This window comes from Pseudomonas sp. NPDC088368, from assembly GCF_044753445.1.
Taxonomy (GTDB): domain Bacteria; phylum Pseudomonadota; class Gammaproteobacteria; order Pseudomonadales; family Pseudomonadaceae; genus Aquipseudomonas; species Aquipseudomonas bambusae.
Genome location: NZ_JBIVNG010000008.1, coordinates 273,346 through 296,563, shown reverse-complemented (window position 1 = coordinate 296,563; position 23,218 = coordinate 273,346). Strand labels below are relative to the sequence as shown.

General features: G+C 58.9%; 20 protein-coding genes and 1 pseudogene. 10 read left to right on the top strand and 11 right to left on the bottom strand.

Going from position 1 to position 23,218, the window contains the following annotated elements; genetic code table 11:
- Nucleotides 1-52: 52 nt before the first annotated feature.
- Nucleotides 53-937 carry a LysR substrate-binding domain-containing protein gene (locus tag ACIQAL_RS19430; RefSeq protein ID WP_401148400.1) on the bottom strand — a complete coding sequence of 295 codons (885 nt, stop codon included), beginning with the start codon at nucleotides 935-937 and terminating at the stop codon, nucleotides 53-55.
- A gap of 174 nt (nucleotides 938-1,111) precedes the next feature.
- On the opposite strand from ACIQAL_RS19430, the gene ACIQAL_RS19425 reads away from it, so the two are divergent.
- Together ACIQAL_RS19425 and ACIQAL_RS19420 are read left to right on the top strand one after the other, a co-directional pair.
- A complete protein-coding gene (locus tag ACIQAL_RS19425) occupies nucleotides 1,112-1,954 on the top strand; it encodes a class II aldolase/adducin family protein (protein WP_401148398.1) in 843 nt (280 codons plus the stop codon).
- Nucleotides 1,955-2,000: 46 nt separating this feature from the next.
- A complete protein-coding gene (locus ACIQAL_RS19420) occupies nucleotides 2,001-3,308 on the top strand; it encodes an MFS transporter (RefSeq protein ID WP_341957961.1) in 1,308 nt (435 codons plus the stop codon).
- A gap of 111 nt (nucleotides 3,309-3,419) precedes the next feature.
- Here the strand turns inward: ACIQAL_RS19420 and aldA are convergent.
- The 4 genes and pseudogenes from aldA to ACIQAL_RS19400 all read right to left on the bottom strand — a co-directional run bounded on the left by aldA (nucleotide 3,420) and on the right by ACIQAL_RS19400 (nucleotide 8,189).
- Nucleotides 3,420-4,851: pseudogene (gene aldA, locus ACIQAL_RS19415) on the bottom strand (aldehyde dehydrogenase).
- A gap of 18 nt (nucleotides 4,852-4,869) precedes the next feature.
- Nucleotides 4,870-5,667: an HpcH/HpaI aldolase/citrate lyase family protein gene (locus tag ACIQAL_RS19410; protein WP_401148395.1), complete on the bottom strand. Its 798-nt coding sequence runs from the start codon at nucleotides 5,665-5,667 to the stop codon at nucleotides 4,870-4,872.
- Between the two features lie 22 nt (nucleotides 5,668-5,689).
- On the bottom strand, nucleotides 5,690-6,874 hold the full coding sequence (gene rhmD, locus ACIQAL_RS19405; RefSeq protein WP_341957955.1) for an L-rhamnonate dehydratase: 1,185 nt from the start codon (nucleotides 6,872-6,874) through the stop codon (nucleotides 5,690-5,692).
- Nucleotides 6,875-6,890: 16 nt separating this feature from the next.
- Entirely contained in the window at nucleotides 6,891-8,189 is a 1,299-nt protein-coding gene (locus tag ACIQAL_RS19400; RefSeq protein ID WP_401148392.1) for an MFS transporter, read from the bottom strand.
- 275 nt (nucleotides 8,190-8,464) lie between these two features.
- On the opposite strand from ACIQAL_RS19400, the gene ACIQAL_RS19395 reads away from it, so the two are divergent.
- Nucleotides 8,465-9,409: a LysR family transcriptional regulator gene (locus ACIQAL_RS19395; protein ID WP_401148389.1), complete on the top strand. Its 945-nt coding sequence runs from the start codon at nucleotides 8,465-8,467 to the stop codon at nucleotides 9,407-9,409.
- 272 nt (nucleotides 9,410-9,681) lie between these two features.
- Here ACIQAL_RS19395 and ACIQAL_RS19390 read toward each other — a convergent pair whose 3' ends face one another.
- From ACIQAL_RS19390 to ACIQAL_RS19370, 5 genes are all read right to left on the bottom strand, one after another.
- Nucleotides 9,682-10,569, bottom strand: a complete 888-nt coding sequence (locus ACIQAL_RS19390; RefSeq protein ID WP_401148388.1) for a dihydrodipicolinate synthase family protein — start codon at nucleotides 10,567-10,569, stop codon at nucleotides 9,682-9,684.
- 30 nt (nucleotides 10,570-10,599) lie between these two features.
- Complete coding sequence (locus tag ACIQAL_RS19385; RefSeq protein ID WP_166594532.1) at nucleotides 10,600-11,382, bottom strand: aldolase; 783 nt, start codon at nucleotides 11,380-11,382, stop codon at nucleotides 10,600-10,602.
- Nucleotides 11,383-11,540: 158 nt separating this feature from the next.
- Nucleotides 11,541-12,269, bottom strand: coding sequence for a type 1 glutamine amidotransferase (locus ACIQAL_RS19380; protein WP_401148386.1), 729 nt, complete (start codon nucleotides 12,267-12,269; stop codon nucleotides 11,541-11,543).
- Nucleotides 12,270-12,349: 80 nt separating this feature from the next.
- A complete protein-coding gene (locus ACIQAL_RS19375) occupies nucleotides 12,350-13,393 on the bottom strand; it encodes a homoserine dehydrogenase (RefSeq protein WP_401148383.1) in 1,044 nt (347 codons plus the stop codon).
- A 13-nt stretch (nucleotides 13,394-13,406) separates the two neighbouring features.
- Nucleotides 13,407-13,838: a VOC family protein gene (locus tag ACIQAL_RS19370; RefSeq protein WP_166594530.1), complete on the bottom strand. Its 432-nt coding sequence runs from the start codon at nucleotides 13,836-13,838 to the stop codon at nucleotides 13,407-13,409.
- A gap of 201 nt (nucleotides 13,839-14,039) precedes the next feature.
- Between ACIQAL_RS19370 and ACIQAL_RS19365 the strand changes: the two genes are divergently transcribed.
- Together ACIQAL_RS19365 and ACIQAL_RS19360 are read left to right on the top strand one after the other, a co-directional pair.
- Entirely contained in the window at nucleotides 14,040-14,390 is a 351-nt protein-coding gene (locus ACIQAL_RS19365; protein WP_401148381.1) for a GntR family transcriptional regulator, read from the top strand.
- Between the two features lie 13 nt (nucleotides 14,391-14,403).
- Nucleotides 14,404-15,528: a PLP-dependent aminotransferase family protein gene (locus ACIQAL_RS19360; protein ID WP_401148378.1), complete on the top strand. Its 1,125-nt coding sequence runs from the start codon at nucleotides 14,404-14,406 to the stop codon at nucleotides 15,526-15,528.
- Nucleotides 15,529-15,681: 153 nt separating this feature from the next.
- Here the strand turns inward: ACIQAL_RS19360 and ACIQAL_RS19355 are convergent, their stop codons facing one another.
- Nucleotides 15,682-17,061 (bottom strand): NAD-dependent succinate-semialdehyde dehydrogenase, encoded by a 1,380-nt coding sequence (locus ACIQAL_RS19355; RefSeq protein ID WP_401148376.1) that lies wholly within the window; start codon nucleotides 17,059-17,061, stop codon nucleotides 15,682-15,684.
- 484 nt (nucleotides 17,062-17,545) lie between these two features.
- Here ACIQAL_RS19355 and ACIQAL_RS19350 point away from each other — a divergent pair, with 484 nt between their 5' ends.
- From ACIQAL_RS19350 to ACIQAL_RS19330, 5 genes are all read left to right on the top strand, one after another.
- Nucleotides 17,546-18,799 carry an OprD family porin gene (locus ACIQAL_RS19350; RefSeq protein WP_401148374.1) on the top strand — a complete coding sequence of 418 codons (1,254 nt, stop codon included), beginning with the start codon at nucleotides 17,546-17,548 and terminating at the stop codon, nucleotides 18,797-18,799.
- Between the two features lie 191 nt (nucleotides 18,800-18,990).
- Nucleotides 18,991-20,211 (top strand): CaiB/BaiF CoA transferase family protein, encoded by a 1,221-nt coding sequence (locus ACIQAL_RS19345; protein WP_401148372.1) that lies wholly within the window; start codon nucleotides 18,991-18,993, stop codon nucleotides 20,209-20,211.
- Complete coding sequence (locus tag ACIQAL_RS19340; RefSeq protein ID WP_401148369.1) at nucleotides 20,208-20,999, top strand: enoyl-CoA hydratase-related protein; 792 nt, start codon at nucleotides 20,208-20,210, stop codon at nucleotides 20,997-20,999. Before ACIQAL_RS19345 ends, ACIQAL_RS19340 begins: the two co-directional genes overlap by 4 nt.
- A gap of 30 nt (nucleotides 21,000-21,029) precedes the next feature.
- A complete protein-coding gene (locus tag ACIQAL_RS19335) occupies nucleotides 21,030-21,821 on the top strand; it encodes an enoyl-CoA hydratase/isomerase family protein (protein WP_401148368.1) in 792 nt (263 codons plus the stop codon).
- Nucleotides 21,822-21,874: 53 nt separating this feature from the next.
- A complete protein-coding gene (locus ACIQAL_RS19330) occupies nucleotides 21,875-23,200 on the top strand; it encodes an MFS transporter (protein ID WP_401148365.1) in 1,326 nt (441 codons plus the stop codon).
- The last annotated feature ends 18 nt before the right edge of the window (nucleotides 23,201-23,218 follow it).

Sequence of the window (23,218 nt, the reverse complement as noted above, 5' to 3'; positions counted from 1 at the left end):
CCGTGACCCGCCAGGCGACTGAGGAGGAGGGCATGCCCCTTTTTCCTGGGACCTAGTGAATCTTGCTGAACAGCCAGGTGGAGAACAGTTTTATTTTTTCCAGATTGCGCTCACTCGTCCGGCACGACAGAAAGTGCGTTTCGCATTCGATGGCTTTGAACTGCCCCGCGCCCAGTTCGACCAAGGCGCCGCTGGCCAACTCGCGTTCGGCCAGTCGCACGGTTTCCAACGCAATCCCCATGCCGTCGACGGCGGCGGAAATGGCCAGGGCCCCCCGGTCGAACGACTGCCTTGGCCGATCAGGAAAGGTCAGCCCGTTGAGCTTGAACCAGTCTTTCCACGTCACGCGGCTCAGTTGCGAATCGATCAGGGTCAGGCGGGTCGCCAATTCCCGGGCCGAAAGGTCGGCCCGCAAGGAAGACGGCGCCACCATCGGGATAATCCGCTCGACGCCCATTGGCTGCACCACGATGCCAGAACGGCTGACGGCCGTCTTGTATGAAATGGTGAGGTCGATCTCGCGCATCTGAATCAGGTCGATGGGTTCGGCGCCCGTGGACAAGCGAATGGTGATGTCCGGGTGTTGCTGCGTGAACTCCGGCAGGCGCGGCCCCAGCCATTTTGCCGCCAGACTGGGGGCGCAATGCAGCGCGAGAACTTGGGCGCCGCGTTCCAGCGAGACATCCTGGCACGCCGCTTCGAGCACATCGAAAACCCGCTCCAGGCTGTCGTAGAAACGCTTCCCTTCGGCGGTCAGTTCGACCCGTCGGTTTCGGCGGTAGAACAGCGGACGGCCGAAGTATTCCTCCAACTCCTTGACCTGATGGCTGATCGCCGATTGTGAACGGTGCAGCTCCTCTCCCGCCTGCGTGAAGCTTTCCAGTCGGGCGGCGGCTTCAAAGGCGCGCAACAGCACAAAATTGGGGATGCGTCGCATCAGTTATGTCCCATTAAATCGTTAATCCCTGAATGGCATTCATGCTTCTATGCATAGACATCGTTTGTCAAGGATGCCCCGCGTGCCGATCATGGCCCCCAAGCGCGACGCGTCATTTACGCCCGAAGCGAACGCTGGCGCGCAATCTCCATAACAATAAATGAGGTGCCTGACATGTCTGAAGTCCTGGATTTGCCGTTGAAAGCGGTTTCCAAACCCGAAAAAGTGTCGATCTATCAGCCTGATCAGGTGGGGCTGACGTTTCCCGAACTTCCCGTGTTTTCCAGCCACGCCGAACACCGCCAGCACCTCAAGGAGCGTCTGGTCGCCGCCTGCCGTGCCTTCGCGATTCATGGTCTGGATTACGGCTTCGCCGGTCACCTGACGGTCCGCGATCCTGAGCATGCGCACCTGTACTGGACCAACCCGATGGCCGTGCATTTCAACAAGGTCAAGGTGTCGAACCTGATCTGCGCCGACCACCATGGGAATGTGGTCGAGGGCAGCTACGCGATCAACCGCGCCGGGTTCGTGTTGCATGCGGCGGTGCATGAGCAGCATCAGGACATCGTCGCCATGTGCCACGCGCACACCGTCTACGGCACGGCGTTCGCGTCTCTGGCCAAGCCTCTGTTGCCCATCTCGCAGGACGCCTGCGCGTTCTTCGAGGACCACGTGGTGATCAGCGATGAAGCAGGGAAAGTGGCCGTGGAAGTGCAGGGCGGTAACAAAGTCGCCAACGCGTTTGCCGGGGTGAAAGCCGCCATTCACCAGAATCACGGCCTGCTCACGGCCAGCCGCCACAGCATCGATTCGGCTGCGTTCTGGTTCATCGCGCTGGAACGTTGCTGCCAGCAGCAGCTGCTGATCGAGGCCACCGGCGCGACCCCAAAACTGGTAACTGAAGAGCGTGCGCGCTACAGCCGCGAGCATGTGGGCAGCGAATACATCGGCTGGCTGCATTTCCAGACGCTGTGGAGCGACCTCGTCGAGACCCAGCCGGACATGTTCGACTGACTCCGCATCCCCGTCCTGACAATAACAATAAGTGGGAGATAGACCGATGGCCGAAGCAGCCCCTGCCGTTTTCGCGACCGGCGAAACGCGCACGCACGACAGACTCTATGGGCGCCTGACCCTCAGGCTCCTGCCGTTCCTTTTCATGTGTTACGTGTTCGCCTACCTGGACCGGGTCAACGTCGGGTTCGCGAAATTGCAGATGCTCGATGATCTGGGGTTCAGTGAAACCATTTACGGCTTTGGCGCCGGGGTGTTTTTTCTGGGGTATTTCCTGTTCGAAGTCCCCAGCAACATCCTTCTGCACAAGGTCGGAGCGCGTCGCTGGATCGCCCGGATCATGATCACCTGGGGCATAATTTCAGCGTGCATGGTGTTCGTAACGACGCCGATGATGTTCTATGTGCTGCGTTTCCTGCTCGGCGTGGCCGAGGCCGGATTCGTACCGGGCATTCTGCTGTACCTGACGTACTGGTTCCCGTCCTCCCGGCGCGGAAAGATCACCGCGATGTTTCTCACCGGGATTCCCATGGCGGGTGTGATTGGCGGGCCACTGTCCGGGCTCATCATGTCAACGACCCAGGGCTGGCACGGTCATTCGGCCTGGCAATGGCTGTTCTTTCTGGAAGCGATTCCCTCAGTGCTGGCCGGTATTGCGGTGCTGTTTTACCTGCAAGACAAGATCGACGATGCGAAATGGCTGACCCAGGACGAGAAGCGAACGCTGCAACAGAACCTCGCGGCCGAGGCCACGCAATCCGACGACCATTCGGCGTTTGGCGCCTTCAAAAACAAAATGGTCTGGCTGCTGAGCCTGGGGTATTTCGGGCTGATGATGGGCCTTAACGGGATCACGTTCTGGCTGCCCTCGCTGATCAAAGGCGCGGGCATTCAAAGTGCGGCGACGGTTTCGATCATCACCACCATCCCCTACGCCTGTGCGGCCATCGCCATGATCATGATCGGTCGTCGTTCTGATCTGCACCGCGAACGTCGCTGGCATGCCGCGATTCCGGCGCTGGTCGGCGCTTTCGGACTGGTGCTCGCCACCTGGGCTGGCGCAAACCCGGTGCTGTTGACGATGTCGCTGGCCATTGGCGCGATGGGCGTCATGAGCGGCATGAGTCAGTTCTGGTGCCTGCCGCCTGCGTTTCTCAACGGCGCCGCTGCCGCTGCCGGGATCGCGATGATCAACTCCATCGGCAACCTCGCAGGTTTCGCCAGCCCGTACATGATCGGCTGGGTCAAGGATGCAACGTCCTCCACCGACTATGCGCTTTACGTCATCGCCGCTGCGCTGGTGCTGGCCGCCGGGGTGTGCTTGTCGTTGTCGAAGCAGCAGGTGAATCGGTAACCAAACGCTCCGGACCGGGAAGTTTGGCCAGGGCAACGGAATGCGCTGAAACAGCGGTAGGGAAAGGGCGAGGAGGGGCATCACGCTCGCGCAGAAATGCCCCTCAGCGGGTCAGGCTTGCAGGTAGACGACGTGGGTATGCGTGTACTCATAGAGGCCATGTTTGCCGTCAGCCCCACCCACACCCGACTTGCGGACCCCGGCATGGAAGCCTTGCATCGCCTCGAAGTTTTCACGATTGATGTAGGTTTCGCCGAAATCGATTTCCCGCATGGCGTACATGGCCTTGCCCAGGTCTCGTGTGTACAGGGAAGAGGTCAGCCCGTATTCGCAGTCGTTGGCCATGGCGATCGCTTCATCCAGATCATCGACGATTTGAATCGGCAGCACCGGCCCAAAGATCTCTTTGCGCATGATCTCCATCTCGGCGCGGCAGCCGGTCAGCACGGTCGGTTGGAAGTGAAATCCCTGCCCCAGGTCCGCGACCTTGCCTCCGGTCACCAGCGACGCCCCTTGCTCTTGGGCTTTCTTGACTTTGGCCGCCACGCTGTCCAGCCCTTGACGATTGATCAGCGGCCCCATCTCCACGGTGGTCGGCCAATGGGTCGCCGTAGCGAGTGGCGGCCATGGCAGCGCTTATTTTTTCAATGAATTCGTCCGCCACTCGGCGCTCGACGTAAACCCGTTCAGCGCAGTTGCACACCTGGCCTGTGTTGATGATGCGCGAGTCGCGGATCGCCTTGACCGCCAGCGCTATGTCCGCATCGGCAAGCACGATGGCCGGCGCCTTTCCCCCTAGCTCCAGATTGAGCTTGGTGATGTTGGGCGCGGCGGCACTCATGATCCGCGCACCGGTTTCAACGCTCCCGGTGAAGCTGATCATGTCGACGCGTGGGTTCGCCGTCAGTGCAGCCCCAACGCGGCCGTCACCGCATACCACGTTGAACACGCCTGGCGGCAGGTCTGTTTCAGCCACCAACCGGGCGAACTCGAAGCAGTTGTTGGGGGTTTCCTCGCTGGGCTTGATCACGATGGTGTTGCCGGTGACAAGCGCCGGGGCCATTTTGCGGGCAATTAAAAAGAACGGGAAATTCCACGGCAGGATGCCTGCGACGACGCCCAGCGGTTTGCGAAACATGAAGATGTTCTCGCCCGGCCGGTCGCTGGTGATGATCTCGCCTTCGATGCGACGCGCCCATTCGGCCATGTAATCGAGATAGTCGGCGGTAAAATTGACCTCGACCTCCGCCAGACCATACGTTTTGCCCTGTTCCAGCGTGATGGTGCGGGCCAGATGGGGCACGTTTTCACGCAGTTTTTTCGCAATGCTACGCAGGTGCCCAGCCCTTTCGTTGGCGGGCTTGCGAGCCCAGTCCCGCTGTGCCGAACGGGCGGCAGACAGCGCCTGGTCGACGTGATCGGCATTCGAGGCCGGTACTTTGGCCAGCAGCGCACCGGTGGCAGGGTTAAGCACATCAAAATGCTCGGTGCCGGGGACGAACTCACCGTTGATGTAGTTCTCGTACACGGGTACTGACGTCATGGTCGGGCTCCTTTCCAATCAATAGGTTTTGGATGCAGCGTGTTGTTCAGTGTTGCGGTAACGCGCCAGGTTGCTGAGCGCCGCCTGGCGCATCAGGCTGATGTCGATGGCCACCGCAATGAACTGACAACCCCATTGTTGGTAGCGGCGTGCGTCTTCTTCAGCGGGTGCGAGAATTCCACAGACCTTGCCCGCCGCAATCGTTGCGTCAACGGCACGGCGAATCTTCTCCTGCACGTGCGGGTGTGATGGATTGCCAATGTGTCCCAGGCCCGTAGAAAGGTCCGCCGGGCCAATGAAGATCGCATCGACGCCCTCAACAGCGGCGATCTCCGCCACATTGTCGACGCCTGCGCGGGACTCGATCTGCACGATCAGACAGAGTTCTTCATGGGCGGTATTGATGTATTCCGGTACACCGTCCCAACGCGTGGCCCGGGTCAGGCCACCGCCGACGCCGCGAATACCATGGGGTGGATAGCGGGTGGCCTGAACCAGGGCGCGGGCCTGTTCGGCCGTCTCGACCATGGGGATCATCAACGACTGGGTGCCAACATCCAGCAGCTGTTTGATCAGCACCGGATCATGGCCCACGGCGCGAACGATGGGCGCGGTGGAGTAGGGCGCAACCGCCTGGAGTTGCGCCAGGATGGACGGCACGGTATTGGGGGCGTGCTCTCCGTCGATGAGCATCCAGTCGTAGCCAAAACCTGCGGTGATTTCCGCAGCGTAGCCCGTCGCAAATCCGGCCCATATCCCGTATTGCGGTTCACCTTTGGCCAGTCCGGCCTTGAATGCGTTACGCGGCATTTTCATGTCGAACTCCTGTCGAGCTTCATCAGTGCTGGTAAGGGCGATGCAACGCGCACTCGGGATTCAACGTGACACCAAATCCCGGCTGATCCAGTCTAGACAGGCGCATGCGACCGTTTTCCGGGACCGGCTCGCCCAACAACTGTGGGTGAAACATCGGCACCACCTGATCGGCTTTGGGCGCCATCATCAGAAATTCCGCGAACGGACTGTTGGTGCGGGTTGCAACAAAATGGTAGCTGTACACCGAAGAACCGTGGGGCACGACCATGGCGCTGTGGGCATCGGCCAACGCGGAAATCTTGATCAGCTCGGTGATCCCGCCGCACCAGCCGACGTCCGGCTGGATAATGTCGCAACAACCCATTTCCAAGAGCATGCGGAAGCCCCAGCGTGTCGCTTCGTGTTCGCCCGTGGTCACCAGCATGCCCGGCGGGACCGCTTTTTTGAGCGCGGCATAGCCCCAATAGTCGTCAGGGGACAGCGCTTCCTCGATCCATTTCAAGCCAAACTCCTGAGCGCCGTGAGCCAGTTTGGTGGCGTAGTTCAGGTCCAGGCTCATCCAGCAATCGAGCATCAGCCAGAAGTCTTTGCCGACGCGCTCACGCATCACCGCCAGCGCTTCCAGATTCTTGCGCAGACCTTCCTCACCTTCGGCCGGGCCGTGGTGGAGCGGCAACTTGCCGCCAATAAAACCCATTTTCTGCGCGAGGTCCGGACGGGCGCCGGTGGCATAGAACTGCAATTCGTCCCGGACGGCGCCGCCCAGCAACTGGTGCACGGGTTCCTTGCGCACTTTCCCCAACAAGTCCCAGAGCGCCAGATCGATGCCGGAAATCGTGTTGATGACCAGGCCTTTGCGGCCGTAATACTGGGACGAGAAATACATCTGGTCCCAGATCCGCTCGATGTCCGTGACCTTGGCGCCCTCGACGAAGCGAGCCAAGTGTTTCTCGACGATATAGGCGGCTGGCTCGCCACCAGTGGTCACCGCAAAACCGACGTTGCCTTCGGAATCCTCGACCTCCACCACCAGGGTGCCGAGGACGTTAATGCCGAAACTGCGGCGGCTTTGACGGTACTCGGGGTACTTGCTCATGGGCGTGGCGATGTGATCGTCAATCCAGTGACCGTCGCCTTGATCATGGTAGTCGGCACCGCCCCCCCGAAGGACAAAGGCACGAACATGTTTGATGGTTGGAGTGGCCATAATGCGTTCCTTGGAATCAGATCTGGAAGGTGGGTTGCTTGTGAGAACGGGTCGCGCGAGGAGGACGAATGCCCATCACCAGCGCGGCGGAGATCAGGGTCGTGACCGCCAGCAGGTAGAGCCCGGCCGCCGGTGAGTGGAATGCGCCTTCCGCCCAGTTTTTCAGGATGGGAGCAATGAAGCCGCCCACAGCGCCAAAGGAATTGATCAGCGCAATGGCGCCGGCGGCGGCAGAACCGGCGAGGAAGCTGCCGGGAAACGTCCAGAACACCGGTTGCACGGCAATGAAGCCCGAAGCCGCAAAACACAGGGCCAAAATGCCCAGCAACGGACTGGCAAAAGAGACGGACGCCGCGATGCCTAGCCCCGACACCACAAGAGTCAAGGCGGCCACGGTGCGGCGCTGACCCGTGCGGTCGGCAATCGCCGGTATCTTCCACGCCGCGACCAAGGCGCACAGCCAGGGCACGGCGCTGACCAGACCGACCATCAGCCCGACTTTGGTGCCGAGCAGGCCTGCGACCTGACTCGGCAAGTAAAACACCACGCCGTAGACGCTGGCTTGAATCAGCAGATAGATCAGGCTCAGGTACAGGACGGCAGGCTGAAACAGCACTTTGAGCACGCTGCCATGGGACTGTTTGTGGCTGTCCTCGGTGTCGAGCACGGCCTGAAGCTGATGGCGCTCCTGGGCCGTCAGCCACTTCGCATCGGCAGGCCTGTTATCCAGATAGAAATACGCCCAGATGCCCACGGCCGTCGCCATCAAACCCTCGACGGCGAACAGCCATTGCCAGCCATGGCTGCCCAGAACGCCGTCCAGCTCCAGCAGCAGTCCGGACAACGGACTGCCGAAGATGAACGCCAACGGCGCACCGAAATAAAAGAACCCCATGGCCTTGCCGCGCGCGGCGCCAGGAAACCAGTAAGTGAGGTAAAGGATCACGCCGGGAAAGAATCCGGCCTCCGCGACGCCTAGCAAAAAGCGCAGCACATAGAAGCTGGTTTCAGTGTGAGCGAAGACCATCGCCGCCGAAATCAGCCCCCAGGTGACCATGATTCGGCACATCCACAAGCGCGCGCCCACTTTGTGCATGATCAGGTTGCTCGGCACTTCGAGCAGCGCGTAGCCCGCGAAGAACACACCGGCGCCAAACGCGAACGCTGCATCACCGATCCCGGTGTCGGCCTGGAATGCCTGCTTCGCAAAACCAACGTTGGCGCGGTCAAGGAAAGCCATGATGTACATCAGCAGCAGGAACGGAAGCAGCCGCCAGGAGACCTTGCGCAACAAGGACGCGGGAAGAGTGGTCACGTCAGTATCCTTTTTTGGAGTTATTTGACTGCGTAATGTTTAACGAATGACAGGAGGGGGGGAAGCTCCTCAAACGGGCTCAGGCGCAGAGAGGAGGGCCGGTGAACTTCGATCCGGCAAGGCAACGAATGAATAGGGGGCGGGAATAACGTTCATGGTGTGCACCTCAATGGGTGTTGTTTTTTGTTGAGTCGACTGTATGCCTCGTTACGATGCATGACCAATCGAATTAAGCTTATATTCGATACCTTAAGGTTATCGCTCGGGAAAACGGTATGAACAGCGAACGGTCGTCTCACCATCTTTTTGGCCGACTGCGCTACAAGCATCTCCAGATGCTGGTGGTGCTCGGATCAAGTCTGAATCTGCATCGCGCGTCAGTCAGCATGAGCATGTCGCAACCTGCGGCAACACGAATGCTTCAAGAAATCGAAGACATGTTTGGCTGCGAACTGTTCGAGAGGCTGCCCAGAGGGATGCGTCCCACCGCATTGGGAAGCGAACTGTTGCGCTTTGCGGAAGCGGCGCTCAGCGGCCTGGACCGTTGCGCTGCCGACATCGCGGTGCGCAAGCAAGGCGGGTACGGGTATCTGTCCATCGGCACCATCATGGGAGCAGCGCCCGACCTTGTGATGAACGCCGTGGCAGAGCTCAAAGGCCTGAATCCCCAGTTGCGCATCCGCATCATGGGAGACACCAGCGACCAAGTGGTCCAGCTACTGGAACAGGGTCGCATCGACGTCGCAGTGACACGGCGCAACCTTGTGACCGAGCGAGAACAGTATGAATTTGAAGCGTTAGGCAACGAACAGCTGATCGCCGTCGTTCACCGCGGACACCCCTTGGCGAAGCGTCGCAAACTGGAGTGGCATGAGCTGGTCAAGGATTGGCCCTGGATTCTTCAGCCTGAAACCAGCCCGGCGCGCATTGCCATCGATCAGGCACTGCAACAACTGAATCTGCCAACCCCGGCAGACATCATCGAGTGCAGCTCCGTCTACTCGATGCAACAACTGGTTCAGTTGACGGACGCAGTGATGGTGCTTTCTGAATCGGCCATGCGCGATTACCTCAAGATGGGACTGGTCACAGCCTTACCCGTCACACTCAACGCGCAGATGGCGCCGTTCGGTTTGCTGCGTCGCAAAGGAGAACCCGTGAGCCGAGCGTTGCAGCACTTCATGGATTTGTTGCGCAGGAGGAGTGGCAAAAGCGTTTGATGGAAACATGAGTCAGGCACTTTTATCCTCACGGGGAATGAGTCTCCTCAAGCAGGCGCTACCCGCTTTTTCGCGAGGTCGTTCACGCTCGGCCACAAAACTGGCCAGGCTGCCAAACGCAAAACTGTTCCCTCGACAGCCATCCTTCGCCGTTACGGGCGATGGGCTAAAGCCAACCGGATTTTGAAAAAAAACCAACTTGTCGTGACCGCCGCTTTGAGGTTTCTCGGCGGTCTCTGCGAGTAAGAAGGGGCGCCCTCCAAGCCGTTGAGTCAGCGCAGGCTGGTCAGCAGTTTTTGCAAGGCCTGACGGCCTTCATCAGACAGCGGAAATACCGGCAGGCGCGGGTTACCAACGTCGAGGCCACTGGCGCTTAACCCAGCTTTGATCGTCGCCGGTAAGCCACCTTTGAGGATGAAGTCCAACAGCGGCAGTTGCCGATAAAACAACGCACGCGCCTTGTGCAGATCATTGGCCAGCACGGCCGCGTACAAATCGAGATTGAGCTGAGGAATAAGGTTTGGGGCAGCAGTACACCAACCTTTTGCGCCTGCGGCAAATGCTTCTAGCGCCAGAGGATTGCTGCCGTTGTAAAACGGCACTTGGCCGTCGCCGAGCACTTGCAGCTTGTGCATCCGTTGGATATCGCCGGTGCTTTCCTTGACCATAGTGACGTTATCAACGGCATTGAAAATGCGGAGAATCAACTCAACCGACATGTCGGTGCCGCTGGTGGCCGGATTATTGTAAAGCATGATGGGCAGGCCGATGCTCTCACCAATGGCGCGGTAATGAGCGAGGATCTCTGCTTCGCTGAGTTTCCAGTAAGACGCCGGGAGCACCATCACGACGTCGGCCCCATGGGCTTCGGCAAATCGCGCGCGACGCACTGCTTTGGCGGTCGTCAAGTCTGACACGCTGACGACCGTAGGGACGCGCCCGGCCACACGCTTGATGCTGTATTCGCTGACTTGATCCCATTCTGAATCGCTCAGGTATGCACCTTCGCCGGTGCTACCGAGCGGCGCGATAGCGTGAACGCCGCTGGCGATCAGGCGATCAATGGATTGTCCGAGCGCGTCTAGGTTGATGCTGTCGCCGTCGACCGAGAACGGGGTGATTGTGTAACCGATGATGCCGTGAATGGGTGAAGTGGACACAATGTCTCTCCTTATGAAAAAGCGGTGAATTCAGCTCAGGCAGTCAGCGTGCTGACGCAGGGTTTGCCGGACGTAGTAGTTGAAAGTCGCAGCGTACCGTTTGGGTCTTGCGATCCAGTCGTGCGCTTCGCGGCCTAGCTCGGGTTGGATGGGCTTGATGTCGCCTGCGGCCATCGCCATGAGTTGAAGCCTGGCGGCGCGCTCTATCAGTTGCGCAATGACGCAGGCTTCTTCGATGCTCGTCCCTGTTGACAGCTGACCATGATGCGAGAGCAGGACTGCGCGCTTGTCGCCCAGTGCACCAGCGATCAGTTCGCCTTCTTCGTTGCCCACTGGAATACCCGGCCATCCTTCAAGAAACGCACAATCTTCGTACAGAGGACAAAGATCCATGTGTGAGACTTGCAGCGGCACTTCAAGCATCGACAAGGCTGCGACATGAGTAGGGTGGGTGTGAATGATGCAGTTCACATCCGGTCGAGCACGATACACCCAGCTGTGGAAGCGGTTGGCCGGGTTAGCCATGCCATTGCCTTCAAGCACGGTGAGATCTTCGTCTACCAACAGCAGATTACCGACAGTGATTTCGTCGAATCCGAGGCCTAATTGCTGTGTGTAGTACGTGCCTGGTGTAGGGCCTCGAGCAGTGATCTGACCTGCCAGCCCCGAATCGTGTCCGTTCTCGAACAGGATGCGGCACGTCAGCGCCAGTTTTTGGCGGGCGGTCCAGGTCGTGTCTGCGAGGTTGTTTTGCATCTGGCTCAACGCTTGGCTGACCAGTTGGTCCTTGGATAATTCGAGTGTCGTTGCCATACCGTATCCTCTGAATCATGGGAACTTGACGAAGTTTCCGTTCGGGGAGTTCTAACGACGTGCGAGTGGCTTTACACGCGCGCAGGCGTTAGCTCAATAACGCCTCTGGCGCCATAGAGATGCATTGCTTGAAGAGCGTTGGAGTCGTGAAGTGAGACTCAGCGGGTCATTGCTAGCAGGTGGTGTCCAGACCGCTTATCGATACCTTGGGTGATATAGGAGAGCAGCTCTGCCATCAGATGTTCCAGTGCGCTGAAGCGCTCGTTGGACGCGGCGCGAATGACCTGTTCCGATTGCACGAAGTTGCCTTCCGTCAGGTCGCCAGCGCAATGAACAAGCATTTTCTCGATGCTTTCACGGGTCATTTCCATATGGAACTGCAGGCCAATGACTCGACGCCCCAACTGGAAAGCCTGGTGTTTGCAGACGACGCTCTCGGCGAGGTTGACCGCTTCGTCAGGCAGGTCGAATGTTTCGCCATGCCAATGCAAGACGCTGACCGTGTTCGGGAAGTTGAAGGTGCTTGAAGAATTATCCGTGGCATGGATAGGGTGCCAGCCAATTTCCTTTTCAGGGCCGGGATACACGCGCTTCCCCATCGCGGAAGCAATGAGTTGGGCACCCAGACAAATTCCGAGGACTGCAACACCTTCTCTGATCGCCTGAGCAATGAACTGTTTTTCCTGAATAAGCCATGGCAACTCCGCCTCGTCGTTGACACTCATGGGGCCGCCTAAGGCAATGATTAAATCGAGCTGTTCCACCGCCGGGAACTTGGCCGCTTCATAGAGGCGGGTATAACTGATGGTGGCCCCTTGTTGTTTGAGCCAGTTTTCAATGTTTCCCAAGCCTTCAAAGAAGGCGTGTTGCAAGACATGGACGCGCATGTGAATTCCTCTTGCGCACAGTTGACGGTGCGGGAGTGGTGATGAAGATTTGATAAAAACTTTGAAGACCACAACTCAATTCAATACTGTGCGGCCATCAGCAAGTGCTCGAAGTCTTTCAATGCCGCAGCCGCAGTGGCAGATGGGCTCGTCAGACCGATGGCAGAGATTTCTCCCATGACGTCGGTACTGACTCGAATTGCCTTCATCCGAGCGCTCACCTGGGCAAATGGATGGTCCAGCGGATAGGTTCTCAGCTCTACCGATGCCGTGACCCTCGGCCCGGTGTTGTCAATGCGACCGACAAGTTTGGGGACGACACCGGCGACCTTCCAACGCTGTATATCTGAAGGTGTGATCTGATTGATGCCTTCGCGAGGGATGTCATGGAGTTTCAAGTTGGCGCCGAAGCCTGCATTGGCCAAGATATTGATCTTGCAGGCTGTGTCCCAGCCTTCCAGATCGAAGCGTGGGTCCGGCTCCGCCATGCCGAGTTGTTGCGCCTGAACGACTGCATCGGCGTAGCTGACCCCGTGCATCAACTTGCTGAGGACGAAATTGCTGGTCGCGGTGACGATTCCTTCGATCTCGAGAATCCGGCAACCGACAAGGTTGTATTGCAGCAGGTCAATGGTCGGCAACGCTGCGGAAGTCGCACCACTGATCTTCAGCTGTGCGCCATTGGCCCGAGCCAGCTCTGCGAGGCCTGGAAAGTCAAAGACCAGCGCACCTTTGGAAATCGAAATGGCATGCGAGCCGGCGATTAATGCTTCCCGCAGATAACGATATCCCGAGCCACCCGTCTGGTAATCCGTTGGACCCGCCTCAATTACGACGTCAGCCCCGGCGCGCTGCAAGAAGCCGTCACCGGTCAGGCCAGGCTGCAATGCCAGCGCTGCCAAGTCATCCAGAGGCAGCCCTTCGTGGTTGATCAAGCCTGCACGGGAGCCGCACACCGCCACGATACGAACGTCGGCATCGTAAAGTGTCTTATAGCGCTGATTACGCTGGTGGATCATCTGGGCCACGGTTTTGCCGATAGCACCGAAGCCGGTTATGGCAATGTTCCATCTTCGCATGGTGGGCGTCTCGTTTTCAGAAGTAGGCGGGTGCGGATAAGCCATTCAGGCGTTCGGGTTATTTGGCGAACAAACTATTTATATCCGCGAATGCTTTGAACTCAAGCGCATTGCCGCTTGGGTCCAGGAAGAACATGGTGGCCTGTTCGCCAGGCTCACCCTTGAAGCGAATGTACGGTTCAATAATGAATTGCGTGCGCGCCGCCTTGAGCCTGTCGGCCAGTGCCGTCCATTGCTCCATCGTCAGCAACGCACCGAAGTGGCGGACAGGCACACCATGACCATCAACGCTGTTGGTCGGGCTGACCCCCGTTTCTTCCGGAGCCAGATGAGCGACAACCTGATGACCATAGAAGTCGAAATCAACCCACTGAGCAGAGCTACGGCCCTCGGAGCAACCGAGCAACTCACCATAAAATTGGCGGGCAACGGCAATGTCGTGCACAGGAAACGCAATGTGGAACGGGAGAAGCTGTGGGGTCGTCTGCATACTGGTTTCTCGCCTATAGGTAACTTAGTCAACGGAGATCCGCGCCGTTTGCGCAGTCAGCTTATCTACCAAGCGTTCAAGTAAGGCATCAGTTGGATGCTGTCCGTGCGCTAGGGATGACTAAAATGCTACCTTCTGCCTGGACCCTTTGAATCATCCAGATTAAAAAACCTGAATGGTCCAGAAGTTGGAGATTCGTTCATGACTAACAGTTGGGATATCAGTATCGACATCGACCGCGCTGCGAGCACGTCGCTCAATATGCAGATCGTGGCTGCATTGACGGACCGTATCAGGTCAGGGCTATTACGGGCAGGAGATGCTATGCCAAGCACCCGCGAACTGTCGGCCCGGCTCGGTGTGAATCGGAAGACCCTGATCCTGGCTTACGATGAATTGATAGCCCAAGGCTGGCTGGTCAGCCACGAAAAACGCGGCACGTTCGTTTCGCCGGAGCTTCCGGTGTTCAAGCAAGAGCAGCGAGTGGCGGCAGTAGCACAACGACTGTCGGGCCGTCTGGCAGAGCCCGCCTACCTACCTACCTTACGGTGATGAACATCTGCCGGTGAGCGTACTTGATGAGGACTCAACGGATTTTAGCGATGGGGCACCCGATACTCGCCTTATCCCCTTTGAAGACCTGTCCAAGGCCTTTCGAATTGCGCTTATGGAGTCTGCCCGGGGTAATCGGATGGGCTACGGTGATCCACGAGGCCTAAGCACCTTGCGAATTGAGTTGGCGACCATGCTCCGAGCCGAGCGAGGTATCAATGCAGAAGAAGACACCTTGTGCGTCGTTCGGGGCAGTCAGATGGGTATCTATTTAGTTGCGAAAATCCTAGTGCGTGCGGGCGACAACGTGGCGATGGAGCGACTGAGCTATCCTCCTGCCAGAGAGGCTTTTCGAGCCTGTGGGGGCTTGGTGCACAGCGTCAAGCAAGATGAGTTCGGGATGATTCCGGACGACCTTGAGCGGGTGTGCCGCAGCCATCGTATCCGTGCTATTTACCTCACCCCGCATCACCAGTTCCCAACCACAGTGACGATGCCCATTGATCGTCGGATGCGCCTGCTAGCCATGGCCGAGCAATTCGATTTCGTGGTGATAGAAGATGACTACGATCACGAATTTCACTTCTCGCACAACCCGATGCTACCCATGGCGAGCATGGATCAAAGTGGCCGTGTCATCTACGTCGGTTCTTTGAGCAAGATTCTCGCACCCGGTTTGAGAGTCGGTTATGTAGTGGCTCCTGCGTCGGTCATCAACCGGCTGGCAAACCAGATCATGCTCATTGACCGGCAGGGCAATACGGTTACCGAGCGGGCGGCTGCACAGCTATTGCAAAACGGTAAGCTGAAGCGGCATATCCGCCGGGCGCTGAAGGTCTACGAACAACGTTGTCAGTCAGCGGTGCAAGCGGTTCAGGAAATCCTGGGAGACACTGTTCACGTCACCCCTCCCAGCGGCGGGCTGGCGCTATGGGTTCGATTTTCTCAGCCACAGAATATGCAACTGTTGGCGAAGCTAGCGTTGCAGAATAAAGTTAGAATTCTGCCAGGCAGCATGTTCTGCGATGACCCCTCGGACGTTCAAGCAATGCGTCTGGGTTATGGCAGTTTGAATGAGCGCGAATTTCGGCTGGGTATCGAGCGTTTGCGTGATGCGATGGAGAAAGATCGCCATTGAAGGCTGTAGCCAATAATTGCAATTGCCGTCCTGATACCGAGTTTTCTGTTGTTTGATCGATGGCTGAATGTCGACACGGCAAGTCCATTATCGGCGCTAGAAGCGAGAGGCAGCGCGAAGTGGATCGTGGCACTTCGCGCCGCCGAGGGACGATTACAGCTGTGCGCCGGCGAGCAGCACGTATTTCACGTGAACGTATTCCTCGATGCCGTAATAGCTGCCTTCACGGCCATAGCCGGATTGCTTGATGCCGCCAAACGGAATCGACACGGTGCCCACCGAGCCCGAGTTGAGGATGACCATACCCGCTTCAAGCTGACGAGACAGTCGCAGCGAACGCCCCAGTGCGCTGGTATAGGCGTAGGCAACGAGGCCGAATTCGGTCTGATTGGCGCGCCGGATGACTTCCTCCTCGCTCGAGAACGAGTAAACAGCGAACACCGGGCCGAAAATTTCATTCTGTGCTAACGGTGAATCGTCCGTCAGGCCGGTGAGGATGGTCGGCTCGTAGAACAACCCGCCCTTGGCGTGGGGTTTGCCGCCCAACAACACCGTCGCACCTGCTGCCTTGGCCTGTTCGACCAACGCCCCGACTTTCTCGAAACCGGTTTTGTTGATCATCGGACCGACCACGAAGTCTTCTCGAAGACCCTGATCGACATCGATTGCCATCACAGCCGCTTTCACTTTTTCGATGAATGCGTCGATGATCGTGTCCTGCACGAAAATGCGGTTCGGCGAGATGCACACCTGGCCCGAGTTACGTAGTTTGGCGCCCACCAGCCCCTTCACTGCTTCATCGATATTGGCATCGTCGAACACGATGAAAGGCGCGTTGCCGCCCAACTCCATGGTCATTTTTTTGATGGTCTGCGCACATTGTGCCGCCAGCAGCTTGCCGACGTTGGTGGAACCTGTGAACGAGACTTTGCGAATGCGCGGGTCGGAGGTGATGATCTCGCCGATCTGCTTGGGATCGCCCGCCACGACTTCCAGTACACCTTCCGGTATGCCGGCTTTGCGGGCGTGCTCCAGCAGTTTGAATGCGGTCAGCGGCGTGTCTTCCGCCGGCTTGATGATCATGGTGCAACCGGCCGCCAGTGCAGTCGCGACCTTGCGGGTGATCATCATGAACGGGAAGTTCCACGGAGTGATAGCGGCAACCGGGCCGACCGGCTCTTTGGTCACCATCACCGAGGCGTTCTTGTCGTGGGTGGGGATGGTGTCGCCATAGACGCGCTTGGCTTCCTCGGCATACCACTCGATGAACCCCATACCGTAATCGATCTCGCCACGGGCTTCGGTCAGGCACTTGCCGTTTTCTTTCGACATCAATTCGGCGAACGCTTCCTTGTCAGCCCTGACGCTTTCGAACCAGCGACGAAGGATGTCGCCGCGTTCTTTGGCGAGTTTGCCGGACCACTCAGGGAACGCTGCACAGGTACGGTCGACGGCAGCGTTAACTGCTGCTGCATCGCTCTGTGGAACACGGCCGACTTCGCTGCCATCTGCGGGGTTGTAGACGATTAACATGGGCTGATCTCCAATCGTTGAATATCGATTCAGCGGAAAAAGCTGAGGGCCCACGGTACGGTGAGGAGGCTGCGCTGCGAATGCCGGTTCATCTCCATTGCTTGCCTAATCCTATTGCCGGGATTGGGCTTGGGAGCGAACCCGCCGTCAACGCCTGCTCATTTGGGGTGATCCTCGATACCTGCATCACCCTCACTCCACGCCGTCGGATTAACAAAAACTCAAGGCCGCCGTGAAAGAAAATCGATAGCGACGATGGGCATGATGTTTCTAAGCTCGGCGCGCCGGAGGTTGCTGCACGGTCATCAGAAGCGCATTCAGAAGCGCGTTCCACACCCTGTCATTTCACGCGCTTCATCTCAGCGAACGTGATGCCGTGCGGTCTTGTGGCGCAGCGAATCAAGCTCTCTCAAAAACAATAAAAACCGGCTGGTTTCAGGGCGCGGCATTCATTGTCGTGCCCGGGAACAGCGTTGGAGACCTCATGAAAAACAAGAAAACAATGCGTGCCACTGGCGGTGTGCTGATGCTTTCAGCCTTGGCGGCAGGGGTCCGGGCTGACGGGTTCAGCGAAGACAGCCGAGCCACATTCATCACGAAAAACTTTTACTTCAACCGAGACTTTCGCGACGGCCCCGGGCAAAGCAAGCGCGACGAGTGGGGGCAGAGCTTTCTGATCGATTACCGCTCGGGTTACACGTCAGGGGTGGTAGGCGTCGGTATGGATGTGCTGGGCATGGTGGGGTTGAAACTGGACTCCAGCCCCGACCGCACCAACAGCGGCCTGTTGCCGGTGCACAGTGACGGCCGTGCGCCGGCTGAATTTTCCAAGGGCGGCGTGATGGGCAAAATCAGGGTATCCAGGACGGAGCTTAAATTCGGTAACGGTTTCACGACCGTGCAACCGACGCTGGTCGGCAACAACGGCCGGATGCTGCCGCAGACCTTTCAGGGCGTCACCCTGGATTCCACCGAAATCAAATCCCTTTCACTGACGGGGGTGCGTTTCGACCGCGAAACCGACCGGGCGAAGACCGCCTCGGAGGACCTGGCGCTGTTCAGCAAAAATGGACGTTTCCAGGGCATTATCGAATCCGATCACTTCACCATGGGCGGTGGCACTTACACCTTTTCGCCGCAATTGGCAGTGACCTACCAGCGTGCCGAACTCGAAGACATCTACCGCCAGCACTACGTTGGCCTGATGCATACCACGCCAGTGGGCGAGGGCACGTTCAAGAGCGATGTGCGTTATTTCGTCAGTGACGAAGCGGGTGCCGGGAAGGGCGGCAAGGTGGACAGCCACTCGCTGAGCGGTGCTTTCACCTACAGCCTCAAAGGCCATGCCTTCACGCTCAGCGCCGTTCACAACGGTGGCGACACCGCAGTTCCTTACGTGAATGGCACTGACATCTATCTGCCCAATTTCGTGTTGATCAATGACTTCGACGAGCCCCAAGAGCGCTCTTGGCAAGCACGGTATGACCTTGATTTTGCCCGCTTCGGCGTCCCGGGCCTGACCTTCAGGACGCTGTACGTCCGCGGGGACAACATCCGCCTGGCCAGCGGCGAGGAGGGCAAGGAATGGGAGCGCGACGTCGAGGTGCAGTACCTGGTCCAAAGCGGCCCGTTGAAGCACTTCGGCGTGCGCTGGCGAAACGGCATGGCGCACAACAACTTCGCGCGTGACGTCGATGAAAACCGCCTGATCCTGACCTACACGCTTGCGCTTTTCTGACCTTGATCAGCGACCTGGGCGGCAAACGCGGTGACGCTTGCCGCTCGGGTAAAACGTGTGCTGGTGCGCGCTGCCGAGGCGCTTAACAAAAACTCAATCCCCCCTGCTCATAAAGTCGATAGCCGCCTTTGGACGGCTTTCCCTATCCTCGACCCATTACAAAAAACGAGCACGTACAGGTGCGCAACCGGATGTTGAAGATGCTGACCAACAGCTTGAAAGACATAAAAGTCGTGGACTTTTCGCATGTTGTGGCGGGACCGGTCTGCGGCATGTTGCTGGGTGACATGGGCGCCGACGTAATCAAGGTCGAACCGTTGGACGGTGAGCTGGGGCGCGCGATCGGCCCTCCCTGGCAACAGCGTCAGAGCGTGACCTCGCTCAGTGTGAACCGCAACAAGCGAGGGATTGCGCTGGACCTGAAAAGCGATCGTGGCCGCACGATCGCGCTGGAATTGATGCGTGATGCCGATGTGGTCATCGAAAGTTTCAGGCCCGGCGTGATGGCCCGACTAGGCCTGGATTACGCCTCGGTCAAGGCCACCAATCCCGGTGTCATTTATTGCTCGGTGTCCGCCTATGGCCAAACGGGCACCTGGCACGACCGCCCCGGGGTCGACGGCATCATTCAGGCCGTCACCGGTTTGATGAGCATGCTCGGTCACCCCGATTCGAACCCTTCCAAGGTGCCGATTCCTATCGCCGACATGGTGACGGCCTACCTGTCGACCATCTCGATACTGGCCTCGCTCAACGGCCGTCGGCAGCAGGGGCAGGGCGAGCACCTGGATGTGAGTTTGTACAACTGCACATTGATGCTGCAGCACCTGTCGTTAAGCAGCTTTCTGGCCACCGGGCAGGTCCCCGAAAAAACCGGCAGCGCCGCGCCGTACGCTGCACCGAACGAAGCGTTCAAGACCGCCGATGGCTGGATCATGGTGGCGGCTTATCATCCGGTGCGCTGGACGGCACTGTGCGATCTGCTGGACTTGCCTGAATTGATGCAGGACGAACGTTTCATCGACAACCCGGGCCGAGTGCAGCATCGGGATCAGCTCCACCGGTTGCTTGAGCAACGGTTCATTGGCGAAGCCTCTGCGCACTGGCTGCCGCAACTGGAAGCCCGGGACATTCTGTGCGCGCCGGTGGCAGGGTACGACGAACTGACCGCGACCGAACACTATCGCCAGAGCGGCGTTGAAGTTGAACTGCCCCAGGCGGATGCGGGCGTACTCCGCATGCCGGGCTTTGCCATCAATAGCCACCCCGACGCGCCGCTCAACGCCCCCCCCGCCGTGGGCGAACATACCCTCGAAATTCTGCAAACACTGGGGTACAGCGAACGCCAGATAGCGGAATTCGAAGCCGCAGGCGCCATCGGTGTACGCCCACGTCAGGAGTCCTGCGCATGACCACCCCCCTTGTCACGCTGCCCTTTGTCACCCTTGAGCATCAGGGCGCTGTCGCCCTGGTTACCCTGACCAGTCCCAACGGGCTGAACGCCCTGACCCATGAGCTGATGACTGCACTGGGCGATACCCTGCAAACGCTGGATGAAGACACCCAGACCCGGGCGATTGTCGTGACGGGCTCGGCCCGTGCCTTCGCCGCGGGCGCAGACATTCAAGCCATGGCGCAGATGACGTACGCCCGCGCCGTCAACGAAAACTTCCTGGCGGCTGAATGGCAGCGCGTCAGCACGCTGCGCAAACCCTTGGTGGCGGCCGTGCGCGGCTACGCACTGGGCGGCGGCTGCGAATTCGCGATGATTTGCGACATCGTCGTGGCGGGCGAGACCGCGGTATTCGGTCAGCCAGAAATCAAGCTCGGCCTGGTGCCTGGCGCGGGTGGGACTCAACGTCTTCCGCGGGCGGTCGGCAAGTCGTTGGCCATGGAAATGAACCTGACCGGTGAATCCATTAGCGCTGCCCAGGCATTGGCGGCGGGCCTGGTATCTCGAGTGGTGCCGGACGTGGACGTCGTTAATGCGGCGCTGGCGATCGGGCAGTCAATCGCGCGGCATTCGTTGCCGGTGCTGATGGCAGTAAAGGCTGCCACCTGCCGAGCCTTCGAGACGTCGCTGGCGGAAGGACTGGCCTACGAGCGCAGCGCTTTTCACGTCTGCTTCGCACTCGACGACCAGCGCGAGGGTTGCGAGGCGTTTCTGGAGCGACGTGTACCGCATTTCAACCATCGATAAAAAACCGACGACCCTTAGAGAGTATGTTTCATGAATCCTGAAAAACACGATCTGGTACTGATCGAACAACGTGGTGCTGTCCTGTACCTGACCCTCAACGGCAGCGATACCGGCAACGCCCTGACAACGCCGATGTGCGTGGCCCTGGCCGAGGCACTGGAAGGCATTAATGGCCGTCCGGATGTTCATTGCGTGGTGCTGCGCGGCAGTGGTCGGCATTTTTGCACCGGCGGCAACGTCAAGGACATGCAAAGCGGGGAAGACCTGATGCAGGGCGCCACCGAGGACGTGCTCGAGAGTCTGCGCCGCTACCTGCACCGCATTACGCTGGCGATGCAAGCGGTGGACGTCCCGGTGATCGCTGCCATCAACGGCTCGGCCATTGGCGCGGGGCTCGACTTGAGCCTGATGTGCGACCTGCGGGTTGCCGTGAAAGGCGCGCGCCTGGCTGAAAGCTTTTTGCGTCTCGGGTTGATCTCGGGCATCGGCGGCGCGTGGTTCTTGACCCGTGCAGTCGGGCTGGCCAAAGCGATGGAAATGACGCTGACCAGCCAGTTCCACACCGCTGAAGAAGCCTTGCAGATGGGGCTGATCAACCGTGTGGTGGATGCCGAAGCGCTGGACAGCACCGTCGAGCAACTGGCAACGACCATTGCCAGTGCGCCGCCGAAGGCCTTGCGCCTGGCCAAGCGCCTGGTGCGTCAGGCCGCGAGCAGCGACCTGCCTCAAGCGTTGGAATCAGCAGGCGCCGTTCAAGCCATCTTGCTTTGCGGCGCTGAACACAAGGCTGCCGTTAAAGCGTTCCTTGCATCGACACAGTGACGACTGACCGCGTCGATCTTTCGTCGCAGCCCATAACAATAAGGACCATATCAATGGACATCGCCGCAACCGCTGCATCTTACCGGCCCAGCATGTCACGCGTGGTTGGCACTGCCAGCTTCGGCACCATGCTCGAATACTATGACTTCCTCGTTTATGTCGCCTTGGGCAGCACCTTGCGTGCCTTGTTTTTGCCTGAGTTCGACCCCTTCGTCTCGTCGATTCTCACGGCAGGCACCTTTGGCGTTGCCTACCTGGCGCGACCGCTGGGCACGCTGATCTTCAGTCCCATGTCTGATCGCATCGGGCGCAAACGTGCGTTCGTCATCACCCTGGTGCTGATGGGAACGTCGACCGTGCTGATGGGGTGTTTGCCGACCTATCAGTCGGCGGGGATCTTCGCGCCGGTGTGCCTGCTTGTGCTGCGCATCATTCAGGGGATCGCCCTGGGTGGCGAGTACGGTTCGGCGGCGGTGTACGTCATGGAGCATGCACCCCGTGAGCGGCGCGGCCTGTTTACCAGTTTCCTGCAGAGCACCGCCAGCCTGGGCTTGTTGCTGGCGCTTCTGGTGGTTTCCTTGCTCAATGTTTACCTCACACCCGCCGACTTTGCTGCCTGGGGCTGGCGGGTGCCTTTTCTTGTTTCGGCGCCGATCGTGCTGGTCGCGACGTACATTCGCCTCGGGATGGAAGAAACGCCCGTTTTCCAGGCGCTCAAGGAGGAGGGCGGTGTATCGCGCTCACCACTGGCGGACACCCTGACCAGCCGAGCCTCATGGAAGAACCTTCTGGTGGCGGTATTCGGTGCTCAAGGGGGCACGTCCGTCACCTTGTACACCTCGATCATCTACATGCTGTATTTCCTGCAGAACGTGCTGGCCGTGCCCGTGTACGAAGCGAACCTGTGCGTCGGCGTCGCCATCCTCATTGCGGCGCCCTTGTATCCGCTGTTCGGCGCCCTTAGCGACCGGTATGGGCGGGCGTGGATCATGTTGGTCGGCATGGTGTTGTGGACGGGCGCCGCGTATCCGTGTTTTGCGCAGATTGTAGCTTCGGCCAGGATTCAGGCCTGGCCAGGGTTGATCGCGTGCATCACGTTGCTCGCTGCGTTGACGGCGATGGTCATGGCGCCGCTGCCTGCGTTCATCGCTGACAGTTTTCCGCCGCAGAGCAGAACCACTGGCTTCGGGCTTTCGCAGCAGATTGGCAACATCCTGTTCGGCGGTTTCCTGCCTATGATCAGCTTGGCGCTGGTTAACTGGAGTGGCAACCCGCTGGCCGGCATCGTCTATTCGATCGTGTCGCTTCTGCCGTGCATTCTGGTTGCAGCGATCTGGGGTGTCCGCATTGACCGCCAGCGCAGTTCCGATACTCAATAGGCCCGTCGATCCGCTCTG